The sequence below is a fragment of the Halolamina pelagica genome (assembly GCF_900115675.1).
GTDB lineage: Archaea > Halobacteriota > Halobacteria > Halobacteriales > Haloferacaceae > Halolamina > Halolamina pelagica.
This window is the reverse complement of the sequence record NZ_FOXI01000003.1, coordinates 300979-321359: the sequence shown is the minus strand read 5'-3', so window position 1 is coordinate 321359 and position 20381 is coordinate 300979. Positions and strand designations below refer to the sequence as shown.

Annotated in this window: 20 protein-coding genes; 2 read left to right on the top strand and 18 right to left on the bottom strand. The window is 69.6% G+C overall.

The genetic code is table 11. The features are described from left to right. Positions 1–46 precede the first annotated feature (46 nt). The 14 genes from BMZ83_RS06325 to BMZ83_RS06255 form a co-directional block, all read right to left on the bottom strand. Positions 47–1123, bottom strand: a complete 1077-nt coding sequence (locus tag BMZ83_RS06325; protein WP_074876767.1) for a methionine synthase — start codon at positions 1121–1123, stop codon at positions 47–49. Then, positions 1123–2139 carry a 5-methyltetrahydropteroyltriglutamate--homocysteine methyltransferase gene (locus BMZ83_RS06320; protein WP_074876765.1) on the bottom strand — a complete coding sequence of 339 codons (1017 nt, stop codon included), beginning with the start codon at positions 2137–2139 and terminating at the stop codon, positions 1123–1125. The genes BMZ83_RS06325 and BMZ83_RS06320 overlap by 1 nt, the downstream gene beginning before the upstream one ends. Positions 2140–2173: 34 nt before the next feature. Beyond that, a complete protein-coding gene (locus BMZ83_RS06315; RefSeq protein ID WP_074876763.1) occupies positions 2174–3256 on the bottom strand; it encodes an ABC transporter ATP-binding protein in 1083 nt (360 codons plus the stop codon). After that, complete coding sequence (locus tag BMZ83_RS16090; RefSeq protein ID WP_079990121.1) at positions 3253–4311, bottom strand: ABC transporter ATP-binding protein; 1059 nt, start codon at positions 4309–4311, stop codon at positions 3253–3255. Before BMZ83_RS16090 ends, BMZ83_RS06315 begins: the two co-directional genes overlap by 4 nt. Before the next feature lie 6 nt (positions 4312–4317). After that, entirely contained in the window at positions 4318–5235 is a 918-nt protein-coding gene (locus BMZ83_RS06295) for an ABC transporter permease (RefSeq protein WP_074876761.1), read from the bottom strand. Beyond that, complete coding sequence (locus BMZ83_RS06290; RefSeq protein ID WP_074876759.1) at positions 5232–6188, bottom strand: ABC transporter permease; 957 nt, start codon at positions 6186–6188, stop codon at positions 5232–5234. The genes BMZ83_RS06295 and BMZ83_RS06290 overlap by 4 nt, the downstream gene beginning before the upstream one ends. 12 nt (positions 6189–6200) lie before the next feature. Beyond that, positions 6201–7829 (bottom strand): ABC transporter substrate-binding protein, encoded by a 1629-nt coding sequence (locus BMZ83_RS06285; protein WP_074876757.1) that lies wholly within the window; start codon positions 7827–7829, stop codon positions 6201–6203. 69 nt (positions 7830–7898) lie between these two features. Beyond that, complete coding sequence (locus BMZ83_RS16790) at positions 7899–8069, bottom strand: hypothetical protein (RefSeq protein ID WP_166623210.1); 171 nt, start codon at positions 8067–8069, stop codon at positions 7899–7901. Further along, the gene (locus BMZ83_RS16785; RefSeq protein WP_074876756.1) at positions 8069–8605 is read right to left on the bottom strand and encodes a hypothetical protein; all 537 of its coding nucleotides are present in this window, start codon (positions 8603–8605) and stop codon (positions 8069–8071) included. Before BMZ83_RS16785 ends, BMZ83_RS16790 begins: the two co-directional genes overlap by 1 nt. Continuing rightward, positions 8602–9588: a signal peptidase I gene (locus BMZ83_RS06275; protein WP_074876753.1), complete on the bottom strand. Its 987-nt coding sequence runs from the start codon at positions 9586–9588 to the stop codon at positions 8602–8604. The genes BMZ83_RS16785 and BMZ83_RS06275 overlap by 4 nt, the downstream gene beginning before the upstream one ends. Then, positions 9581–10687 (bottom strand): hypothetical protein, encoded by a 1107-nt coding sequence (locus tag BMZ83_RS06270; protein ID WP_074876750.1) that lies wholly within the window; start codon positions 10685–10687, stop codon positions 9581–9583. The genes BMZ83_RS06275 and BMZ83_RS06270 overlap by 8 nt, the downstream gene beginning before the upstream one ends. Further along, positions 10684–11373, bottom strand: coding sequence for a hypothetical protein (locus BMZ83_RS06265; RefSeq protein ID WP_074876749.1), 690 nt, complete (start codon positions 11371–11373; stop codon positions 10684–10686). Before BMZ83_RS06265 ends, BMZ83_RS06270 begins: the two co-directional genes overlap by 4 nt. A 204-nt stretch (positions 11374–11577) precedes the next feature. Next, entirely contained in the window at positions 11578–12939 is a 1362-nt protein-coding gene (locus BMZ83_RS06260; protein ID WP_074876747.1) for a SipW-dependent-type signal peptide-containing protein, read from the bottom strand. A gap of 109 nt (positions 12940–13048) precedes the next feature. Further along, a complete protein-coding gene (locus tag BMZ83_RS06255; RefSeq protein ID WP_074876744.1) occupies positions 13049–14602 on the bottom strand; it encodes a vWA domain-containing protein in 1554 nt (517 codons plus the stop codon). 377 nt (positions 14603–14979) lie between these two features. On the opposite strand from BMZ83_RS06255, the gene BMZ83_RS06250 reads away from it, so the two are divergent. Then, a complete protein-coding gene (locus tag BMZ83_RS06250; RefSeq protein ID WP_074876743.1) occupies positions 14980–15549 on the top strand; it encodes a DUF7344 domain-containing protein in 570 nt (189 codons plus the stop codon). Positions 15550–15555: 6 nt separating this feature from the next. On the opposite strand, the gene BMZ83_RS06245 is transcribed toward BMZ83_RS06250, so the two are convergent. After that, positions 15556–16413, bottom strand: a complete 858-nt coding sequence (locus BMZ83_RS06245) for a hypothetical protein (RefSeq protein ID WP_074876854.1) — start codon at positions 16411–16413, stop codon at positions 15556–15558. Positions 16414–16453: 40 nt separating this feature from the next. Beyond that, the gene (locus BMZ83_RS06240) at positions 16454–17230 is read right to left on the bottom strand and encodes a TrmB family transcriptional regulator (RefSeq protein ID WP_074876741.1); all 777 of its coding nucleotides are present in this window, start codon (positions 17228–17230) and stop codon (positions 16454–16456) included. 301 nt (positions 17231–17531) lie between these two features. Here BMZ83_RS06240 and BMZ83_RS06235 point away from each other — a divergent pair, with 301 nt between their 5' ends. Beyond that, complete coding sequence (locus BMZ83_RS06235; RefSeq protein ID WP_074876739.1) at positions 17532–18128, top strand: DUF7344 domain-containing protein; 597 nt, start codon at positions 17532–17534, stop codon at positions 18126–18128. Between the two features lie 3 nt (positions 18129–18131). On the opposite strand, the gene BMZ83_RS06230 is transcribed toward BMZ83_RS06235, so the two are convergent. After that, a complete protein-coding gene (locus tag BMZ83_RS06230; RefSeq protein WP_079990120.1) occupies positions 18132–18887 on the bottom strand; it encodes a universal stress protein in 756 nt (251 codons plus the stop codon). Next, complete coding sequence (locus tag BMZ83_RS06225) at positions 18888–20315, bottom strand: APC family permease (RefSeq protein WP_074876738.1); 1428 nt, start codon at positions 20313–20315, stop codon at positions 18888–18890. Positions 20316–20381 lie beyond the last annotated feature (66 nt).

Genomic DNA, 20381 nt, shown 5'->3' with positions numbered 1-20381 from the left:
TACCGTATAGATGTTTGGAGCGAGATCGACGAAAGGTCCGGCGTCCTCAGTCGTCGGCGGGCGGCGTCGAGACCGGCACCTCGATCTCGCCGGCGTCGAGTTCGGCCTCCACCTCTCGGGCCGCAGTCACGAGGTTCTCGGTCTTCTGATAGGCGGCCTCGCGGGGCAGCAGCTTCAGCCCGCAGTCCGGCGAGACGGTGAGTTTCTCGGGCGGCACCACCTTCAGCCCCTGCCGGATGTTCTCCTTGATCTCCGCGACGCTCTCGACCTCGGCGGCGTGGGCGTCGACGACCCCCAGCGCGAGGTCGGGCGCGAACTCGCCGTCGGCGAACGTCTCGATCTGCTCGTAGTCGTCGTTACAGAGTTCGAGGTCGACCTCGTCGACGGGGAACTCGTTGAGTTCGGGGTAGATCCGGGAGTAGTCGCCGTAGCAGACGTGGACGCCCACCCGGACCTCGTCGGGCACGCCGTCGACGATGCGCTCCAGACAGCCACCGACGATGGCGTGGTCGTCCGGCGTCGTCGCCAGCGCGGGCTCGTCGATCTGGATGTAGCGCGCGCCCGCCTCGACGAGTTTCTCGATCTCCTCGTTCACCAGGTCCGCGAGGTCGTAGGCGAGCGCCTCGCTGTCGCCGTAGTGCTCGTCGAACGCCCAGTTCGCGAGCGTGTAGGGGCCCGTGATCGGGACCTTGACCGGGCGCTCCGCGACGGAATCGGTGAACTCGAACTCGTCGACCAGCCACGGCTCGTCGTACTCAACCTCCTCGACGACGCTCGGCTTGTCGAAGTAGTTGTGGCCCCACACCTTCACGGGGCCGTTGAACTCGTAGCCGTCGATGCGCTCGGCGAAGAACTCCACCATCTCGTTGCGGCGCATCTCGCCGTCGACGACGGTGTCGAGGCCGGTTCGCTCGTGCTCCTCGGTGATGAGGCGGGCGGCGTCGTCGTGTGCCTCCTCGAGGTCGTCCTCGTCGAACGCGGAGTCGGAATCCGCGGCGAGGTCGTCGGCCCGGTTGAGCCACGTCGGCTTGGGGTAGGAGCCGACGACGCTGGTCAGCAGGAAGTGCTCGTGCTCGTGGTCGTCGGGGCGGAACTGCTCGCGATTGGTGGCGTCGCGGGCCATCAGGCGCTCACCTCCGTCTCCGGCGCGAGATCAACCCCGTCGGCCAACACGGAGAGCTTCTCCCGGTAGGTCGAGACGGGCAGGTACGCGAGTTCGGTGTTGGGCGTCGCGTAGACGGTGTCGAACGTCTGGCTCGGGACCTGTTCGGTCACCCAGTCGATGCGCTCGGCGACGGTCTCGGGGCTCTCGACGGCGGTGTTCTGGCCGTCGACGAGCCCCAGCGAGACGTCGTCTTTCGTGCCGAACTCGGTGACGTTGTAGAGGTGGGCGTCGCGGTCGCCGGCGACGAAGTCGAAGCCGAACGCGTCGAAGTCGGCGTCCATCAGGTGCGCGTAGGTCTTCTCCGCGTGGGCACCCCAGTAGCTCTGGAGCACCACGTCGGCGTCGGTCGCGGCCGCGACCGTGTCGACGGCGTCGCTGACGCGCTCGTTCGCGTCGTCCTCCGGCGAATCCGTCACCAGCGAGGGGTCGAGCAGGAACAGCGTCTCGTGGGGCGGGAGCGCCTCGACCTCGGCGGCGAGGAACTCGGCAATCGCGGCGAGGAAATCAGCCTCGTCGCCGTAGTGCTCGTCGGTCGCGAGTTCCGCGAGCGTGTAGGGACCCGGGAGAACCGCCTGCAGGGAGTCGCCCTCGTTCAGCAGGCCCGTGGCGGCGTCGAGTTCGGCGGCCACGTCGCCGTCGGGCGTCAACTCGTCGACGACCCGCGGGTCGCGGTAGAAGTTGTTGTTGTCGTAGTAGCGCACGATGCCGCCGGTCTCGACGCCCTCGTGGACCGCCAGCGGGTGCGCGAGCCAGTCGTCCCAGCGGCCCTGCCCCTCGACGACGCGGTCGAGGCCGGCCTCGCGCTGGTCGTCGATCAGGTCCTCGCGGACGCGCTCGTAGGCCGCCCGGACCTCCGGCCCCTCGCTGCCGTCGACGAGGTCCGCCTTCTGATGGCCTTTCAGGTTCGAGAGTTCGTCTTTCGCCCAGTCCGGGAGCGGGTACAGTCCCAGGGTGGTCGCGACTCGGTCGGTCATGGGCGTCGTAGCGGATGCAGGAGCTTAATAATTACTACTCTCGTGGATTCCTATCAGTAATCCCCACCGCGGCCGGCCGGAAGTGACAGGCGACGGTCCGGCCGTCGCCGCCGGGTCGGGGCTCGCCGCCGGCATCGCGCTCGGTGAGTGCCGGGTCCTCGGCGACACAGCGCGCGGCGTCCTCGTCGTCGAGGCGCTCCCTGAGGTGACACCGGGGGTGGAACCGACAGCCGGCCGGCGGCTCCGAGGGGTCAGGTGGGGAGCCCGGCAGGCGGATCCGGTCGTCCGGGTCCGGCGCCGCGCACACTCGCGGCACGCTCGACAGCAGCGCCTCCGTGTAGGGGTGGGCCGGGTCGTCGAGCACGTCGCCGAGGTCGCCGAGCTCCACGAACTCGCCGAGGTACATCACCGCCACGCGGTCGGCGACCTGCCGGACGACGCTCACGTCGTGGGAGATCAGGAGGTAGGTCAGGCCGCGCTCGGCCTGCAGGTCCCGGAGCAGTTCCAGAATCCCCGCGCGGACGCTCACGTCCAGCGCCGAGACGGGTTCGTCGAGGACGAGGAGGTCGGGTTCGAGCGCGAGCGCCCGCGCGATGCCCACGCGCTGGCGCTGGCCGCCGGAGAGTTCGTGCGGGAACGCGTCGTAGTGGCGGTCGGGATCGAGCCCGACCGTTTCGAGCAACTCCCGCACGTATCCCGCGCGGTCGTCCTCGCGCTCCCCGTGGATCACCAGCGGTTCGGCGACGATCCGACCGACGCTCATGCGCTCGTTCAGCGTCGAGAACGGGTCCTGGAACACCATCTGGACCCGGCGGCGGAACGCCTTGTCGACGCCGCCGGCGAGCGACCCCAACACGCCGCCCGACTGCGTGCCGGCGAGCGGTTCCCCCTCGAACAGCACCTCGCCCGCGGTGGGTTCGTCCAGCCCGATCACCGTCTCCGCGAGCGTCGACTTCCCGCAGCCCGATTCGCCGACGACGGCGAGGGTCTCGCCGGCCTGGAGGTCGAAGCTCACGCCGTCGACGGCCCGAACCGCCCCCCTCTTCCGCTTGAGGATCCCCGAGCGGACCGGATAGTGGCGTTTCAGGTCCCGGACCGAGAGCAGGGGGTCGCTCATCGTTCACCCCGCTCCGCCCCGTCGGCCGGCTCGATCCACTCGACGGCTTCGCGGTCGAACGCGTCGCCGCCGGGGTGGGCGTCGGTGTAACCGTGGCAGGTCGCCTCGTGGCGCTCGGCGTCCTCACCGCCGTCCTCGAAGCTGACCGTCGGCGGCGCCGCGCCGTCACAGACTCCCGCCTCCGCGGCGGGACAGCGCGGGTGGAACCGACAGCCGGCGGGCGGATCGTCGAGGCTCGGCGGCGAGCCGCCGATGGGTTCGAGATCCTTTCGCACGTCCACGTCGGGGACGCTCCGGAGGAACGCCCCCGTGTAGGGGTGCCGCGGCGAGTCGAGCAGTTGCTTCCGGCTGCCGCGCTCGACGATCCGGCCGGCGTACATCACCATGATCCGTTCACAGAGCTGGGAGACCACGCCGAGGTCGTGGCTGATCAGCAGCAGCGACATGTCTCGCTCGGCGACGAGGTCGCGGAACAGGTCGACGATGCCGGCCTGGACGCTCACGTCCAGCCCCGTCGTCGGCTCGTCGGCGATCAGCAGGTCCGGCTCGCCCGCCAACGCCATCGCGATACCCGCCCGTTGGGCCATCCCGCCGGAGTACTCGTGGGGGTAGTCGTCGAACCGGCCCGCGGGGTCGCCGATGCCGACCTCCTCGAGCAGGTCGATCGCCTCGGTGCGGGCGTCCCGCTTCGAGAGGTCGCGGTTCGCCCGGACCGCCTCGACGATCTGTCTCCCGACCGTCTCGATCGGGTCGAACGCCGCCTCGGCGTTCTGGAACACCATCCCGATCCCCGAGCCCCGGACCGCGCGGAGTTCGCGCGGCTTGGCGCCGACCAGTTCCTCGCCGCGCCACTCCACGGAGCCCGCGACCTCGCCGTCGTCGATCAGGCCGACGAGCGAGCGCACGGAGACGGACTTGCCGGCGCCCGACTCGCCGACGATGCCCAGCGTCTCGCCCGCCCGGAGGTCGTAGCTGATGCCGTCGACGGCGACGAGTGGGTCACGGCGACCGAACTGGGTGCGGAGGTTCTCGACTCGGAGGAGGGGTTCACTCATGCTGGATCACCTGTTGGGGTCGGTTCGGGGGTCCAGCACGTCGCGCAGGCCGTCCCCGAGGAGGTTGAACCCGAGGACGGCGATCACGATCGCCACCCCCGGGAAGACGCTGTACCACCACTCGCCGCTGTCGACGTACCCCTTGCCGACCCGGAGGATCGACCCCCAGGAGGGCGTCGGCGAGGGGACGCCGACGCCGAGGAAGGAGAGCGAGGACTCGAGCACGATCGCCAGCGCGGCCGTCACCGTCGCCTGCACGAGGATCGCCGAGAGGCAGAACGGCAGCACGTGGACGAGGACGATCCGGGCGTGGGAGGCGCCGAGCGAGCGCGCGACACGGACGTGTTCCTCCTCGACGACCGAGACCGCGCTGCCGCGGGTGACGCGGGCGAACTGTGGGACGTAGACGATCCCGAGGGCGACGACGATGTTGGTCAGCGACTGGCCGAACACCGCGACGAGGGTCAGGCCGAGCAGGATCGCGGGGAACGCGAAGACGCTGTCCATCAGGCGCATCAGCACGTCGTCGACGCGGCCGCCGACGTACCCCGCGACCAGCCCGATCGGGACGCCGACGGCGCCGGCCACCAGCGGCGTCGCCACGGCGACCTGCAGCGCGATCCGGGCGCCGAAGAGCACTCGCGAGAACAGGTCCCGGCCGTAGCGGTCGGTGCCGAACGGGTGGGCGGGACTCGGGCCCTGCAGCCGCGCGGGCACGTCGACGGCCGCGGGGTCGTACGGCGCCAGCACCGGCGCCAGCAACGCGAGCAGCACGAACCCGGCGGTCACGACGAGGCCGCCCATCGCGAGCCGGTTCCGGCGGAACCGTCGCACGAACGTCCGGGTGCGGCGGGCCAGCGGGGACTGCGGCCGCTCCGGCGCCGCGGTCGTCCCGTCGGCGTCGGACTCGGTCGCGTCGCTCATCGCTCACCCCCCAGTTTCGGGTTCAGGTAGAAGTACGCGCCGTCGACGACGATGTTCACCGCGACGAAGAACGTGGTGTAGACGAGCACCACGCCCTGGAGCATGATGTAGTCGCGGCTCTGGATCGCGTCGATCAGGAGCCGCCCCATCCCGGGGATCGAGAACACCGTCTCGACGACGATCGACCCCCCGAGCAGGTAGCCGAACTGCATCCCGATCACGGTGACGACCGGGATGAACGCGTTCTTGGTCGCGTGAGTCAGCACCCGTAGCTCGCCGACGCCCTTCATCCGGACGGCGTTCAGGTACTCACGGCGCAGTTCCTCCAGCAGTTCCGAGCGCAGCATCCGGGTCACGACGGCGGCCATCGCGGTCCCCAAGGTGATCCCCGGGAGGAGCAGGTACCGGATCCCCGCGACGGGGTCCTCGAGCGGCGAGACGTAGCCCGCGACGGGGAGCCAGTCGAGGGTGACCCCGAACAGCAACAGGAGCACGACGCCCAGCCAGAAGTTCGGGACTGAGACGCCCAGCAGACCGAAGCCGAGGCCGACGCCGTCGAGCCACTCCCCCCGGTTGGTCGCGCTCAGCAGGCCCGCGGGGATCGCGATCGTGAGCGAGACCAGAAAGCCCGCGGCCGTGAGAAACAGCGTCGTCGGGAGCCGCGAGGCGATCGCCGCGCTCACTTCGCGGTCGTCGACGTAGGAGCGGCCGAGGTCGCCCCGGACGGCGTCGGCGACGTAGTCGACGTACTGCACGGGTAGGGGCTCGTCCAGGCCGAGTTCCGCGCGGACCGCGGCCAGCTGGGCCGGCGGGGCGTCGGCGCCGAGCATCACGATCGCGGGATCGCCGGGGACGAGCCTGATCAGCCCGAAGATCGCGACCGAGACCAGCGCCAGCACCGGCAGCGCCCAGAGCAGCCGCCGGATCAGGAACGCCTGGAGCCGTGACACCATTGCCGTGCGTTCTCAGTCCTCCGTCCACATCGTCCAGAACCGCGTGTAGGGTAGCAGCCACGGCTGCACGCCGTACACGTCCGCGCGCAGCCCCGCGAGCCCGTCGGCGCGCGCGACCGAGATCCACGGACAGTGCTCGTTGACCAGTTTCTCGAACTCGCTGTAGATCTCGACGCGTTCGTCCCGGTCGGTCTCGCTGCGGCCCTGTTCGAGGAGTTCGTACATGCGCTGGGCGTCGGGCTGGTCCTCCCCGTAGTGGTTGAACTGCGTGCCCTCCGGGTGGATGAAGCCGTAGTAGTGCCGGTCCGGGTCGATCTTGAACGGGACCGAGAAGGCCATCGCGCCGAAGTTGCCGCCGACGAAGTCCGAGAGCTGGGTCCCCCACTCCAGCACCTCGGTCTCGGCGTCGATGCCCGCCTGGGCGAGCTGGGCGACCAGTAGCTCCGCGGTGGTCTCCATCAGCCCGTAGCGCGTGTTGGTCTTGATCGTCAGCGTCTCGCTCTCGAGGGGGTTGCCGGCGTCGTCGAGGATCTGGCGGGCGCGCTCGGGGTCGTGGGTGCGCCGGCTGTCGCCGAGGTCGTAGTGCCAGACGCTCTCCTCGGCGTAGGGCTGCCACGCCGGCTGGCCGTAGCCCGAGACGGCTGCGTCGACGATCGCGCCGCGGTCCATCGCGTGGGCGACGGCGCGCCGGACCGCCGGGTCGTCCCACGGTGGCTCGCTACAGTTGATGTGGAGCTGGCCCCACTCCGTGCCGCGCTGGCGGGAGAGTTTAGTCTCCGCGTCGTTCCGCACCACGTCGGCGTCGCTGCCGCCGACCCCCCGGACCATGTCGACGTCGCCGCCGCGCAGCGCCGAGACCCGGGAGTCCGCGTCGGGGATCGGCGTGATCTCGACGGCGTCGAGCAGCGGCACGTCGTCCGCGCGGTAGTCGTCGAACGCCGTCAGCGTGAGGTGGTCGCCGGGTTCGTGCTCGTCGAACTGGAACGGGCCGGTTCCCACGGGTTCCTGGAACTCGCCGAGGTCGCCGCCCTGCTCCTCGACGGCCTCCTCGGGGACGATCACCCACGGGACGCGACCGAGGAAGTTGAAGAAGGGTGCGAACGTCTCCGCGAGCGTGAACGTCACCTCGTACTCGCCGGTGGCCTCGACGGCCTCGACGGCGGCGAGGTCCGAGCCCATCGCGCCGTCCTGGTTCATGCGCTCGAAGGAGTAGACCACGTCTTCGGCGGTCATCCCGCGGTCGACCGGCGGGTGGAAGCGCGCGTCCTCCGTCAGCGTGAACGTGTAGGTGCGGCCGTCCTCGCCGATCTCCCAGTCGGTCGCCAGCCGGCCGGCCGGCGCGCCGTCCTCGAAAGTGATCAGCGTCTCGCAGACGTTGAACACGACCACCCACGAGACCACGCTCTCGGTACGGTGGGGGTCCAGCCCCGTGAGTTCGGACTCGAAGCCGACACGGAGGGTGCCCCCCGGCTGTGGGCCACCCTCCGGCGTCGATACGTCGGTCGAACTGCTCGGCGGCGCCGTCGTCGATGTGGGGTCAGTCGGCGTCCCGTCGCCAGTACAGCCGGCCATCGCCGCCGCGGCCGCGCCGCCGACCGCCGAGAGGAAGGTGCGCCGATCGGTCGCGGAGTCCTCAGCCATCGTTACCGGAGGCAACACCGCGGAGGGTAAAGCTTCCGCGGTAGCCCCACGACGGCGGCGACGGCGGCCCTACGGGTGGAAGACCCAGCCCAGGGCCACCGCGGCGAGCAGGAGCAGGGAGAGCAGGTACAGCACCATGCGCTTCGAGATCGGTGGGCTCCCCCCGTCGACGAACACGACGGGGGAGGGCACGCGCCCGAGCAGCAACGATCGGAACCATCCGTCGAAGGGGCCGATCATCAGCTGTCACCCCCGGCCAGCCCGTCCAGCGAAACGCCGACGCTGGCGGTGGCTGTCCCGTTCGGCGTGGCCGTCGCCGTCCCGTTCGACGTCGGCGTCGCGGTTTCGGTCGGCGTCGCTGTTTCGGTCGGCGTCGGCGCCGGTGTTGCAGTCTCGGTGGGCGTCGGCGTCGCTGTTTCGGTCGGTGTCGCGGTCCGGGTGGGCGCGGGCGTCGCCGTCGGGGTTGGCGTGTCGGTCCCGTTCGGCGTGGACGCGGGGGTCGAAGTGTCCGTTCCGTCCGGCGTCGGAGTCGGTGCCGCCGTCGGCGTCGGCGTTCCGTTCGGTACCGCAGTCCCGTTCGCCGACGCCGGCTCGGTTCCGCCGAGGCTCTCGGTGGCGAGGGGCTGATTGCCGGCTGAGCCGTTGGTGTAGAACGTCCCCGTCACGGTCTCGCTGGCGGTCAGGAGCGCGACCGTCTCGGCGCCGATCCCGCTGCCCAGGACGACGATCAGCAGGCAGACCACCACGAGCACCCCGGCACGGTGGGTCCGGGTCATCGTTCCTCCTCCGGCGTCGTGCCGCCGTCGCTTGCCGCGGTCGGACGGTCGGGCACGGCCGAGTCTCGCGTCCCCGACGCTTGGGACCGCTCGCGGAGCCGGGCGGAGATGAACACGCCGGCGAGCAGCGCGAACGCCGTGCCGAACCCGACGGCGATGCCGATCGAGAGCGCCGACTCCCGTTGGAGGGCGACGAAGCCCAGGTAGGGCAGGACCGCCGCGAGCACGCCCAGCGTGAGCAGCATGTCCGTGGAGGATATCGCCACGGCCTCGGTCGACGCGTCCCGCTCTGCGGTCGTCCGAACCGGCGCCGGCGATTCCCGCTCCGTGGCCTGCCCGTCCCCGTGGCGCCTGCGTCGCAGGTACGACCCGACTTCCGTGACCAGCAGCGCGCCGAAGGGGAGGACGACCAGCAGCGCGAACCCCGTTCTGGTGCCGACGAACTGGATCACGTAGCCGATGTAGGGGATGGTGAGTACGACCGAGCCGACGAGCGCCGACGCGGGCACCGGCCGCTGGTCGGCGTCCTCGTTGGCGTCACCCTTTGTGTAGAACACGCGCTCGTCGCCGGTGTCGTCCACCTCGATGACGCGGTGGGTCACCGTCGCGCCCTCGTCGCTCCGGGAGTAGGTGACCACGTCGTCGACGGCGATCGCCCCGGGCGGCACCGACTCGACGACCACCACGTCGCCCGCGGATATCGCCGGCTCCATGCTGCCGCTCAGGACGACGAAGCTCGCGTCCGCGCCGACGACGCCGGGCACCGCGTACACCACGAACGGTGCCACCACGGCGAGCAACAGGAGGACGCCGAGGACGTTCAGCACCCGCCGGAGCGTCACGCGCTGGGCGCTCCCAGACCCGTCGGCGTCCCGGGGTTCGGACGGCACCTGGTCGTCGGGCGGGGCATCGGCGGGATCAGATCCCTCCGCGGTGGCCGTCGTGTCGGTTCGTTCGTCGGTGGTGTCGTCTGTCTCAGTCATCGGTCTCCTCCCCCGTCCCGTCGGCGCAGACGGAGACAGTGATGTTGCTGATCGCCGGGCGATCGTCGTCGGGTTGGCTCAGCGGGTCGTCCTTGTACGCCCCGTGGGCGGCGTACACCTGCCCGGGCGTCGACGACGACGGCGGGTCGAACGTGTAGCGGGCGACCCGCGCGTCGGGGTCCGACGGCTTGAGATCGGGGTCCGGCCGCCCGCCGCCCACCGCGACCGCACAGATCCGCAGGTCGTCGGCGGGGTCACCGTCCCGGAGCAGTCGGAAGCCGGCGCCGACGGTCTCCGGGGGCTGGCCCTCGTCGGTGACCGACAGGACCTCGATCGCGTACTCGTGACCGTCGTCCCGGTACTGCTCGTTCGGGGCGTCCGTGAAGGCGTACGACTCGCCGACGGTCAGCTGGTCGCCCTGGACGTCGATCTTGCCGAGGTCGACACACGCGGGACAGTCCGGCTCCTCGGGGCAGGGTTCGGTCCCGGCGAACGGGTCGGTCACGGCTGACTCCGGCTGGTGGCGGCACTGCTCGGCGTAGAACTCGAAGGCGAGCGTCGTCGACGACGCGGGGATCGTCACGTCAGCGGGGAGCTCCCACCCGAGGTCGAGACAGAGCGACTGGCCGGTGGGAACACACGGGGACGATCCCTCGAGCCGCCGGCCGTCGACGAGCGAACGCCGGAGGTCGGCGAGCGAACCCTCGAACAGCGTGGACTCGGCCTCGCCGTCGCAGTCAGCGTCGAGCCCGAGCGTCACCTCGAGCGCCCGGGCGAACGCGTCGCCGACGGGGGGACAGGTGGTCCGGACCCACAGCCTGACGGGGTTGCCGTCGGGGGCGACCGAGAGCGTCGTCGAGCCGCTCTCGCCGGGGTCGACTGCGAGGTCGAACGCGATGCCGTCCGGGGTGGCGAGACAGTCCGGGCAGTCGACGGTCAGCGACACGTCACCCGCCGTGATCGTCCCGCCCATGGCCTCCGAATCCGAGAGCAACGCCGCCCCGGCGCCGCCGCCGAACGCGCTCGCGGCGCCGAGCGTGCCCAGTCCCGCGAGCAACTGCCGGCGCGTGGGGACCCCTGGGGGGCGGTTGTCGGTCATTCCGAACACCCCTCGGCGTGGAACGCCAGTTCGAAGGTAGTCGACGCCCGTTGCCACTCGTTGGTCTCGGTCGCGGGGAACTTCCAGCCGAACCCGAGACAGAGCTCCTCGTCCGGGGCGAGGCAGTCCGGGTTCAGCGACAGGCCCTCGTCGCCGTAGGCCTCCCCGAACGCCGCGAGCGACATCGTCACGTCCCCGGCCACGTCGTCGGGGCGGTCGGCGCCGTCGCAAGCGCCGATGCCGAAGACCCCCGTGTCGTAACCGAGGCGGACCGAGACCGCCGTCGCGAGCGAGCCCCGGACGACGGGGACGACGCGGACCTGCACCGGCTCGTCACCCTCGACCGCGAGCCGGATGCTCGCGGTGCCGTAGTCCCCCGGCAACACGTTCGACGCCGAGAACAGCGGGCCCGCGGCGTCGTCGACGAACTCGGGGCCCTCGCCGCTCGTGGCGACCCGCTCGCCGTTGTACCTGCTCTCCCACGCGACCCGGAGCCGGGGGTCCGCGGTGTCCGTACCGTCCACCTGCGCCGGGACGCGAGCGTAGGTGTAGTGGGTGTACTCGCGGGGGTCCCGCGTGACGCGGTCGGCGACGCCGACGGCGCCGCCGAACGCACCCGCACCGACCAGGCCGGCGCTGGCGAGGACGCGGCGGCGGTTGAGCTCGGGTGTATCAGGACGGGTCATCGGTATGGGTCGTCCTCAACGGCACGCAGGGACCGAATCGGGATATGAATGCGCTCCCTACCGGGTGCGCGCCGTGGGGCGGTCGGTCGGACACGAGCGATCTCGGACATGGTCGGTTTCCCCTCCGGGAACCCCACCGGCGGAGTCGAACCGCCGTACACCATGTGGGGGGCCGAGGTCGGCGCCTCGACGCGTTTTCAACGCTTACTGGAGTGTCGCATCGAGACCGTTCTCGCTCGCGGTCCAGTTGTCGCTGGAGGAGTACGGACCGCCTGTCGGGATGGCAACCGACGGCTGTTCCCCGCCCGCACCGGCGAAGAACCCGAAGACGAAGTCGTCGCTGCTCGCTTCGAGCAGCGAGCGCGGGACACAGATGGCCGCCTGGTTCCCCATCTTGACCGCGGTGAACCCCGGCGGGAGCGCGGACCAGCCGGCCGCGGCGTCTTTCTCCCACTCCGGGACGCTCTGATCGACCGCCGAGTAGTGGAACCCGTCGTTGCCGTCGACGTTCCACGCGACCTGGAAGTCGTAGGTGCCGTCCGCGTCGGCGTCGAACGGGAGCGAGAAGTTGGTGTTCGCGAAGCCAGGGTCGGCCAGACTGTACTGGCTGTCGTCGGGTTCGTCGAACGTGACGCCGTAGACGACGCACTTCTCGCCGTAGGTCACGTCGACCTGGGCGACGCCGTCGGGGATGGGCTGAGTGATCCCGTCGGGGTTGTCGTACTCCGCGGAGTAGGACTCGTCGATGCAGGGGTTGGTCGTGCCGTCGTTGTGGCGGGCCTGCTGGGCGTAGAACGAGAAGTCGAACGTCACCGAGTCCGTCTGGATCTCGTTGCCCACGTCGGTCGGGACCGCCCACTCGAAGCAGACGCAGGTCTCAGCGGCGTTGACCTCCTCCTCCACGAACGGCTGCTCGACGCCCTCGAAGGTGGGCCGGTTCGCGACCCCGGCGTCGGCGTCGCCGTCGCCGGCCAGCGGCACGCCCGTCGCGAGGGCCGCCATCACGTCCGCGAGGGAGCCGGAGGCGATCTCGTCGCCGATCACGGTTTCGCCGTCCTCGTTCTCGGAACAGTACGAGACCGTGACCTGCATCGCGTCGGCGAGCTGGCCCTCCTCGGGGATCGTCTCGTACATCCCTTCGAGCGTCTCCTGCTCGGGTTCGGTCGTCCCGTTCTGGGCGTTCCCGGTCAGCCCGCCGCACATCCACATGTACGCCGGGTTGTCGACGACGGAGAAACAGAGCTCCCCCCAGCCGGAGTCGCCGGGTTTGAGGTCCTCCACTTCGATCCGGAGGGGCTCGCCCTCCTCCTCGCCGCCGACGACGCCGCCGTTGATGTACGTGCCGTCGGGCGTGCTGTACTGGGCGTAGTCGCCCTGGTCCTCCTCGTAGTCGACGTGGACGAACAGGTCGAGCTCGCCGGCGGTCAGGCTGTTGTCGGTGAACGATTCCTCGTCGCTGAAGTACGCTGTCGTCCCGAGTCCGGCGCCCGCGCTCGCGAGACCGATGGCGCCGACGCCACCGAGCATCTTGCGGCGGGAGAGTCTGATCGGGTTGTCGTCAGTCATCGTTGGTCATCCCCTGGCGGGGAAGCTCCGCCGCCGGAGTCGAACCGGCGCTGGGCCCGGGCCTCGTGGCCCCGCCCACGGAGCGTGGTCGTCGACGGGCTGTGCAGCTCTACGAGGTGTTGTTCCCGTTGGGCGTCGCCGTGCCGTTCGGCGTCGCCGTGCCGTTCGGCGTCGCCGTGCCGTTCGGCGTCGCCGTGCCGTTACCCGTCACCGTCTCGTTGTACGGGTTCGTCGGGTTCTCGTTGTGCCGCGACTGTTCGGCGTAGAGATCGATGTCGAACATCACCGAGTCCGTCTGGATCTCGTTGCCCACGTCGGCGGGGACCTCCCACTCGAAGCCGAGACACTGGGTCATCCCGCCGGCGAACGGCTCGCGCGCCTCGTTGGCGCGGTTGCCGTCGAGGGGGATCCCGTCCTCCAGCGCCGCCATCGTCTCGGCGAGCGAGCCCTCGAAGATGACCGTCTCGCCGACGATCGTCTCCGCGATCTGGCTGAATGCCTGATTGATCGCCTGGTTGGTCGTCGACCCGAAGACGTGCGCGTCGTCCGGGTCGCTGGCGATTTCGTTGAGGGTTTGGGTCTGTGCACCACCGACACCGAGCGCGAAGATCTCCGTCCCGGCGTTCTTGGCCGCGGTCGCGGCGGAAGCCGGATCCTGTCCCTCGTTGTTTCGGCCGTCAGTCAGAACGACCATGACCGGGTCCTCGTCCGGTCCGCAGTTCGCGAGTTCGGCTTGCCCAGCCGCGATCCCCTCCCCGATTGCGGTGCTGCCACCGTCAGCGGGAAGCGTGTCGATGGCGCCCTGGACGGCCGAGAGGTCGTCGGTGAGCGTTTGGACCGTGTTCGCGCCCGAGTCGTACCCGTCGCCGCTGAAGAACGTCACGCCGACGCGGCTGCCGGCGGGTGCCTCGCTGAGGATGCGGTCCGCCAGCTCTTTCGCGCCCTCGATGGCCTCGTCGTTTCGGCTGCCTGACATCGAACCCGACGCGTCCAGTACGAGCTGGACACAGGGTGGCTCGCCCTCGCCACCGGGCTCGTAGACGTTGTTACAGTTCTCGTCGTACCACATCGTCACGTCCACGGCATCGGCGAGCTGGCCGTGATCGGGGATCGTCTCGAACTCCTCCGACAGCGTCTCGTTCTCCGGCTCGGTGGTTCCGTTCTGAGCGTTCTCGGTCAGCTCGCCGCCCATCCACACCCACGAAGCGTTGTCACAGATGTGGAGGCTGATAGTGACCTCCCCGCTGTCCCCCGGCTTGACGTCCTCGAGATTGAACACGGGGATCTCGTCGCCGTTGATGAGGTTGTGCTCCGGATCACACAGGTCCCAGTCCTGCACTGCCCCGGACCAGTCACCGGGGTAATCACCCGCACCGGGAACCTCGCCGGTGAGGTAGACCCCGTCTTCGATTTCCTCGACGTCGAAGTCGGGGTACATCTCGTCGATCTCGTCGAGCCGCCCCGGCCCGCCCGCGTACGTCGACTTGTAGTCGAGTTTGAGGTCGAGCTCCCCCGCAGTCAGGGAGTTATCGGTGAACGATTCCTCGTCGCTGAAGTAGGCCGTGGTGCCGAGCCCCGCGCCCGCGGAGGCGAGGCCGACGCCGCCGAGCCCGCCCAGCACTTTGCGCCGTGACAGTCGGATCGGGTTGTCGTCGTCGGTCATGGTTGCTCCCGAACGTCGGGTGCCCCCTGCCGGGACTGGCCCTCGCTCGGTTGGTGACACCCTATCACGGGAGGAGGATAGTTACGAGCGAGCATGTCACAGTCAAACGGGAGAATCGCCAGCAGTCGGCCGGGAAGCCGTCAGCATCGAACCCGCGGTTCGATCGAGTAAGCTGCAGTTACGGGCCGCGCCCGGACGAGAAGGACGTGCGTACGAGTTTCGTGTGAATCACTACCGTGTCATTATACCACACTCTGCGGGCGAAAAACCGCACCCGGCAACACGATCGGGTCGGTTCCTCCCCTCCACGTCGGCGACAACGTGGTACGTGACTCATAACCACGGTGGTCCGAGCAAACCCTCGGAGTATCCCAGCCATGCAGCTCAGACGGAACACGCTACCGGAGTCAGAGATCTACGAAGTACTGGCGAACCGGCGCCGACGGGCGACGATCCAACAATTGAGCGATGGCGTGTACCCGACGACGATCGAGCTCCACGAACTCTCGGAGGCCGTCGCCGCCGCCGAGGCCGGCACCTCGCCGCCACCCCGGGCGCTTCGGGAGAGCGTGTACAGCTCGCTCCACCAGACCCACCTGCCGAAGCTGGAGGAACTGGGCGTGGTGCGGTACGATCGCGAGACCGCCGAAGTGTCGCTCCAGCCACGCGCCCGCGACGTGAACGTTTACATGTCGGTGGCGACGCCGTACGGGATCACGTGGGACGAGTACTACCGGGCGCTGGCGGCGGTGACGCTGACGCTGGTGGTGACCTCGCTCGCCGGGGTCCCGCTCGTCTCGGCCGTGGACCCGCTGCTCTGGGCGAGCGGGTCGCTCTTCGTGCTCGCGGCCTCCGTCACCGCCCAGCTCTGGGGGGCGCGGTGGTACCTCGTGGAAACGTTCCGGGGATGGGTCGACCGCCTACGACGGCCGCTCGGTCGGCGCTGAGCCGACTCACTCCGCCGCGAGGAGGTCCGGCGGGGCGTCGACCTCGAACAGTCTGGCGCCACAGGAGTCGCAAGTCGCGGCGACAACGTCGCGGCTCGAACAGCAGGACTCGACCACCTCGGTCCGGAGCGACACCTGCCCCCCGCATGCCGGACACTCCTCCACGAACAGCCGGAGCGCGCCGAGGAGCTCCGCCCGCACCGCCAGCGGGCGCCGCTCCCACTCCGGATCGAACGCCGGGAGCGTCGCCGCCGCCGCGGCGTCGGCCACGCAGGCCGGCCGGGACTCCCAGGACGCGATCCGTTCCGGGCCGTCGTACGCCACCAGCATCCCGGGGTAGGACTCGAACTCGATGCTTCCGGGGGGGACGCCGGCGAAGTCGCCGATGGTCGCGCGGACCGCGTCTTCGTCGTTCCAGTGGGCGTCGATGCGCTCGCGCCACGCGGCCGCGAACGCGGAGTCAAGCATCACGTCGTCGGCAGCGGGATCGTCGACGAGCACGCCCATCGACACCAGTGTTTCCCGGGGGTCGACGGCCGCAGGCGGACGCTCGGGCTCCTTCCCGAACCAGTCCAGCAGCCACGCCGGGAAGTACCGGCGGGTCAGCCTCGGCGTCCCCGGGACGAGGTAGCCACGGAGGTAGATCACGGCCAGCGAGACGGCGGCGACCGTGGCCGCCGCGGGGCCCGCCACGCCCGTGGCCGGAACCCACCGTGTCGCCGCCGCGCCGACCCCTGCGGTCAACACGGCCGCGATACCGAGGTTCGACAGCGTGCACGGCCAGCAGCGGTTCGGGCCGGTGTACTCGGGGTCTTTGAGCGATGCGACGCCGGTCGCCTGCTCGATGCGGCTCACCGAGTTCATACCCATGCCCGGGGGCGTAGTCGCCGTAGTTATCGGCCGCCTACCGGTCGATCGAGAGTTCGATCAGTCGGCGCACGAGCACGACCAGCCCGTTGTGGCGGGCGGTGCCGATCACCGCCCGCTCCTCCCCCCGTGGGAGGACAGTACTGACCAGTACGCAGGAGCCGTCGGCGAGTAGCAGCGTCCCGATAGCCGCGCCGTCCGCGTCGGCGCCGGCGCCAGCCCAGTCGAACGCCGAGACCGACACCTCCACGCGGGGCGCGTGCTCGCGGACACGACGCTCGGCGCGGTCCGTCGGGACCCTGACCACGACGTCCGGGCCGTCGACACCGCCGAGGGGGCTCAGGAAGTCCTCGGTCACGCGGTCCTCGTGGCCGGCGATCACGACGACCCGGTCGTCGGCGTCGGCGATCATCCGATCGACGCGGCTCCGGATGGCCTCCTTCCCGACGAGCGACCAGACCTCCTGTGCCTCCGAGACCGGGTCGGGCCGCCCGTCCCGGCTTCGATCGAGCGCTTCCGTCAGCCGGTCGATCCGGTTCTCGTACTGGGACCGGAGCGTCGACACCGCCTCGTCGGTCCTGACTGCCCGAAACCGCCGCGGGCTCGCGTGTTGGACCTCCGCGAGCCCGCGCGCCTCGAGTACGCGAACGGAGTCGTACACCCGGGTTTTGGGGACGTCGGCGATCGCCGCGACCTCCTTTGCAGTCCCGGCCGAAATCTGCGAGAGCGCGACGAAACATCTCGCCTCGTACTCCTTCAGTCCTAACTGCTGCAGGAGTTCGACCGCGTCCTCAACCGGGTCCTGGATGTCCATGGTCGAACCACACCGATACTGTAGCCTATGGCCACGAGTAGATAAGTATTGGTGCCTTGATACGTTTTTTCGACAACAGTCCGTCGCTAAAGCACTGTTTCACCCGAATCATCAAAAACAATATCAGGGTGAAATTCAGTGCAATTGATAACAAAGAACACGATACGGCATCATGTGAATCATACTATACAAGATTCGAACGGTCGCACCGGCGCTCCGACAGCGTCCCTTCGCAGTCGGGTCTGTCGGGTGATAACGCTGGGTCCACCGGCCGTCACACGGTGGTACGGCGAGTAGGAGGATGGCACAACTCACACAGGTTGAGGAGGCGGCCGATCGCACAGCCGAACTGCCAACGAGCTCCGAACACTGTCCGGAGACGCCGACACAGTCGTTCTCGCGGGATCGCGTGTTCGAACTGCTCTCGAACCGGCGGCGACGGCTCGTGCTGTACTACCTGCGGAACGAGGAGGACGAAGCGACGGTGCGCGAACTCGCCTCGGAGATCGCGGCGTGGGAGAACGGCGTCGAGGAGGCCGCCGTGACCTACAAGCAGCGAAAACGAGTGTACACCTCGCTGTACCAGTCCCACCTGCCGAAGATGGACGAGTACGGGGTCGTCGAGTACGAGCAGAACCGGGGGGAGGTCCGGCTCACCGAGGAGGGGGAGACGCTCGACGCGTACCTCGAGGTCGTCAGCGGGAACGACCTGCCCTGGAGCGACTACTTCCTCGGGCTCTCGCTGCTGTCGTTCGCGTTCCTGATCGCGGTCACCGTCGAACTCCCTCCGTTCGCCCCCCTGTCGCCGAGCGTCGCCGGCCTGCTCGTCGGCGCCGCCTTCGGTCTCTCGGCACTGGTCCACATGGTCCGGACACACCGGAGTCGGGTCCTCTCCTGACTCCTACCGGTCCCGCACGACGAGCACCGGCGCGACGGCGCCCTCGGCGACGCGCTCGGAGGGGTCGCCGAACAGCGAGGAGAGCAGCCCGGGGCCGCCCTCGCCCATCACGATCACGTCGAACTCGCCCGAGCGGTCGACGACCGCCCGGACGGGAGAGTCGACGTCGGTGACCTCGGTCCGGATACGCTCCGCGGCGAGGCCGCGACCGGTGAGGGTCTCACGAACACGGTCGACGGCCGCCTGCGTATCGAACTCGTCGATGTCGAGCCCCCAGAGCGTCACTGACCCGCCGCGACCGACGAGCAGCGTCGCCACGAGGTCGGCCAGCCGGTCGCCGTCGATCGCGCCACGGATCGGCACGACGACCTCCTCGACATCGCCGACGGGGTTGGGGAGCAGAACGGCCGTCGCCGCCGCATCGGCGGCGACACGGTCGACGGTCGCGTCGCGGTCGTGAGTGAACGCGACGCGGGTCTCGACCTCACCGCCCAGCTCGCGGAACGCGGTGGCGATCTCGTCGATGGCTGACCGTGCCCGGTCCTCGAACTGCAGGCTCGCCTGTTCGGTCGACGTCTGGTCGGGCAGGACGTGGTAGCCAAGCAGCACCACCTCGGCGGGGGCGAGGAACTCGACGAGCGACTCCGAGATCGACTCGCCTTCGAGCACTTCGATCGGGACGAGCACTTTCGGCGGCTCTCGGATCGCGAGTGGTTCCCCCTCGACGGTCAGGTCCGGCATGTATTCGTTCTCGGACATTTACAGCACCCCCTTGAGTTTGACGTCGGCCGCGTAGTACTTGTACCACCCGGCGGCGCCGAGCATGATGGCGACGCCAACGATCTGCGATTCGCGTTGCATGAACGCGATGAGCCCGAAACTCGCGAGGGCGCCGACGCCGGCGACGAGTCGATGGGCCGGAACCCGGAAGTCCGGATCGTACCACTCGGGCTCGTCGCGACGCATCACGATCAGCGCCACGCACATCAGCCCGTACATGATCAGGTGGAGGAACGAGGCCACCTCCGCGAGCACTTCGACCTCGCCGAGGGCGATCAGCACCAGCACGGGCCCACCGGCCATCGACAGCGCGACGTGGGGCGTGCCGTACTGGAGGTTCACGCGGCTCGCGACCGTCGGCAGTAGCGCGTCCTTGCTCACCGCGAACACAGCCCGCGAGGTGGAGAGGATCGACGCGTTCGCGCTCGACACCGTCGCGAGCAGCCCGCCGAGCAGGATGGCCAACGCGCCGGCGTCGCCGAAGAAGGCCCGCGCCACCTCGACGATCGCCGTCTCGCCGAACCCCGCGAGGGGACCGCTCCCGAACGCGCTGGTCGCGACGAAGATGGTGGCCACGTAGAGCACGGCCACGGTCAGGACCGAGCCGACCATCGCCAGCGGCAGGTTCCGACCGGGGTTCTTGATGTCGCCGGCGACCGTCGCCACCTGCGCGAAGCCGAGGTAGGAGGTGAACACCAGCGCCGCGGTCGTGAACATCGGCATCGGCCCGAACGGCATGAACTGCTCGGGCGTGCTCTCCGTGCCGAACACCCCCAACACGTCGAGGCTGCCGTAGCTCAGGAACAGCACGAGGATGGTCAACAGCAGCCCGACGACGTAGTTCTGGAGTTTCGCCGCGTTCTCGGTCCCCACGAGGTTGAGCGCGGTGAGGGCGACGCCGAACACCAGCGCCAGCGCGTCGACGATCGGGAGCCCGGCGAGGTTCACGCCGCCCTCCGAGAGCAGCGCGGCGGCGTAGTTGCCGAAGCTGACGAGGTAGAACGCGGTCGCGAACACCAGCCCCAGCCAGATGCTGATGCCGACCACGGCGCCCGGCAGCGTCCCGAGCGCACGCGAGATGTAGTAGTACCCCCCGCCGGATTTCGGCATCGCCGTCGCGAGTTCGGAGGCGGGCAGCGCGACCAGCAGCGCGATGACCGCGCCGATGGCGAACGAGCCCGCGGCCGCCGGTCCCGCGCGCCCGGCCGCGAGCCCCGGGAACACGAAGATGCCCGCGCCGATCATCGTCCCGATACCGATGGAGAGCCCGCCGACGAGGCCGATCGAGCGTTCGAGCTCCGACCCCTCCTCGGTGACGCTGGCCGATCCGTCTTCCACCGTCGCCGACGCCGATTCGGGCGTCTCGCCGGTTCTGTTCGTCCCACCGGCCTCGTTGGTCGTACCCATGCCTACTCGTGTCACTCGGGAAGGGCGACAGATAAATTACCGGCACGCCGGCCCCCCCGAGAGGCG

Coding starts and splice junctions, on each gene's coding strand:
- BMZ83_RS06325 (WP_074876767.1), bottom strand. CDS start 1,123: ATGGCCCGCGACGCCACCAATCGCGAGCAGTTCCGCCCCGACGACCAC.
- BMZ83_RS06320 (WP_074876765.1), bottom strand. CDS start 2,139: ATGACCGACCGAGTCGCGACCACCCTGGGACTGTACCCGCTCCCGGAC.
- BMZ83_RS06315 (WP_074876763.1), bottom strand. CDS start 3,256: ATGAGCGACCCCCTGCTCTCGGTCCGGGACCTGAAACGCCACTATCCG.
- BMZ83_RS16090 (WP_079990121.1), bottom strand. CDS start 4,311: ATGAGTGAACCCCTCCTCCGAGTCGAGAACCTCCGCACCCAGTTCGGT.
- BMZ83_RS06295 (WP_074876761.1), bottom strand. CDS start 5,235: ATGAGCGACGCGACCGAGTCCGACGCCGACGGGACGACCGCGGCGCCG.
- BMZ83_RS06290 (WP_074876759.1), bottom strand. CDS start 6,188: ATGGTGTCACGGCTCCAGGCGTTCCTGATCCGGCGGCTGCTCTGGGCG.
- BMZ83_RS06285 (WP_074876757.1), bottom strand. CDS start 7,829: ATGGCTGAGGACTCCGCGACCGATCGGCGCACCTTCCTCTCGGCGGTC.
- BMZ83_RS16790 (WP_166623210.1), bottom strand. CDS start 8,069: ATGATCGGCCCCTTCGACGGATGGTTCCGATCGTTGCTGCTCGGGCGC.
- BMZ83_RS16785 (WP_074876756.1), bottom strand. CDS start 8,605: ATGACCCGGACCCACCGTGCCGGGGTGCTCGTGGTGGTCTGCCTGCTG.
- BMZ83_RS06275 (WP_074876753.1), bottom strand. CDS start 9,588: ATGACTGAGACAGACGACACCACCGACGAACGAACCGACACGACGGCC.
- BMZ83_RS06270 (WP_074876750.1), bottom strand. CDS start 10,687: ATGACCGACAACCGCCCCCCAGGGGTCCCCACGCGCCGGCAGTTGCTC.
- BMZ83_RS06265 (WP_074876749.1), bottom strand. CDS start 11,373: ATGACCCGTCCTGATACACCCGAGCTCAACCGCCGCCGCGTCCTCGCC.
- BMZ83_RS06260 (WP_074876747.1), bottom strand. CDS start 12,939: ATGACTGACGACAACCCGATCAGACTCTCCCGCCGCAAGATGCTCGGT.
- BMZ83_RS06255 (WP_074876744.1), bottom strand. CDS start 14,602: ATGACCGACGACGACAACCCGATCCGACTGTCACGGCGCAAAGTGCTG.
- BMZ83_RS06250 (WP_074876743.1), top strand. CDS start 14,980: ATGCAGCTCAGACGGAACACGCTACCGGAGTCAGAGATCTACGAAGTA.
- BMZ83_RS06245 (WP_074876854.1), bottom strand. CDS start 16,413: ATGAACTCGGTGAGCCGCATCGAGCAGGCGACCGGCGTCGCATCGCTC.
- BMZ83_RS06240 (WP_074876741.1), bottom strand. CDS start 17,230: ATGGACATCCAGGACCCGGTTGAGGACGCGGTCGAACTCCTGCAGCAG.
- BMZ83_RS06235 (WP_074876739.1), top strand. CDS start 17,532: ATGGCACAACTCACACAGGTTGAGGAGGCGGCCGATCGCACAGCCGAA.
- BMZ83_RS06230 (WP_079990120.1), bottom strand. CDS start 18,887: ATGTCCGAGAACGAATACATGCCGGACCTGACCGTCGAGGGGGAACCA.
- BMZ83_RS06225 (WP_074876738.1), bottom strand. CDS start 20,315: ATGGGTACGACCAACGAGGCCGGTGGGACGAACAGAACCGGCGAGACG.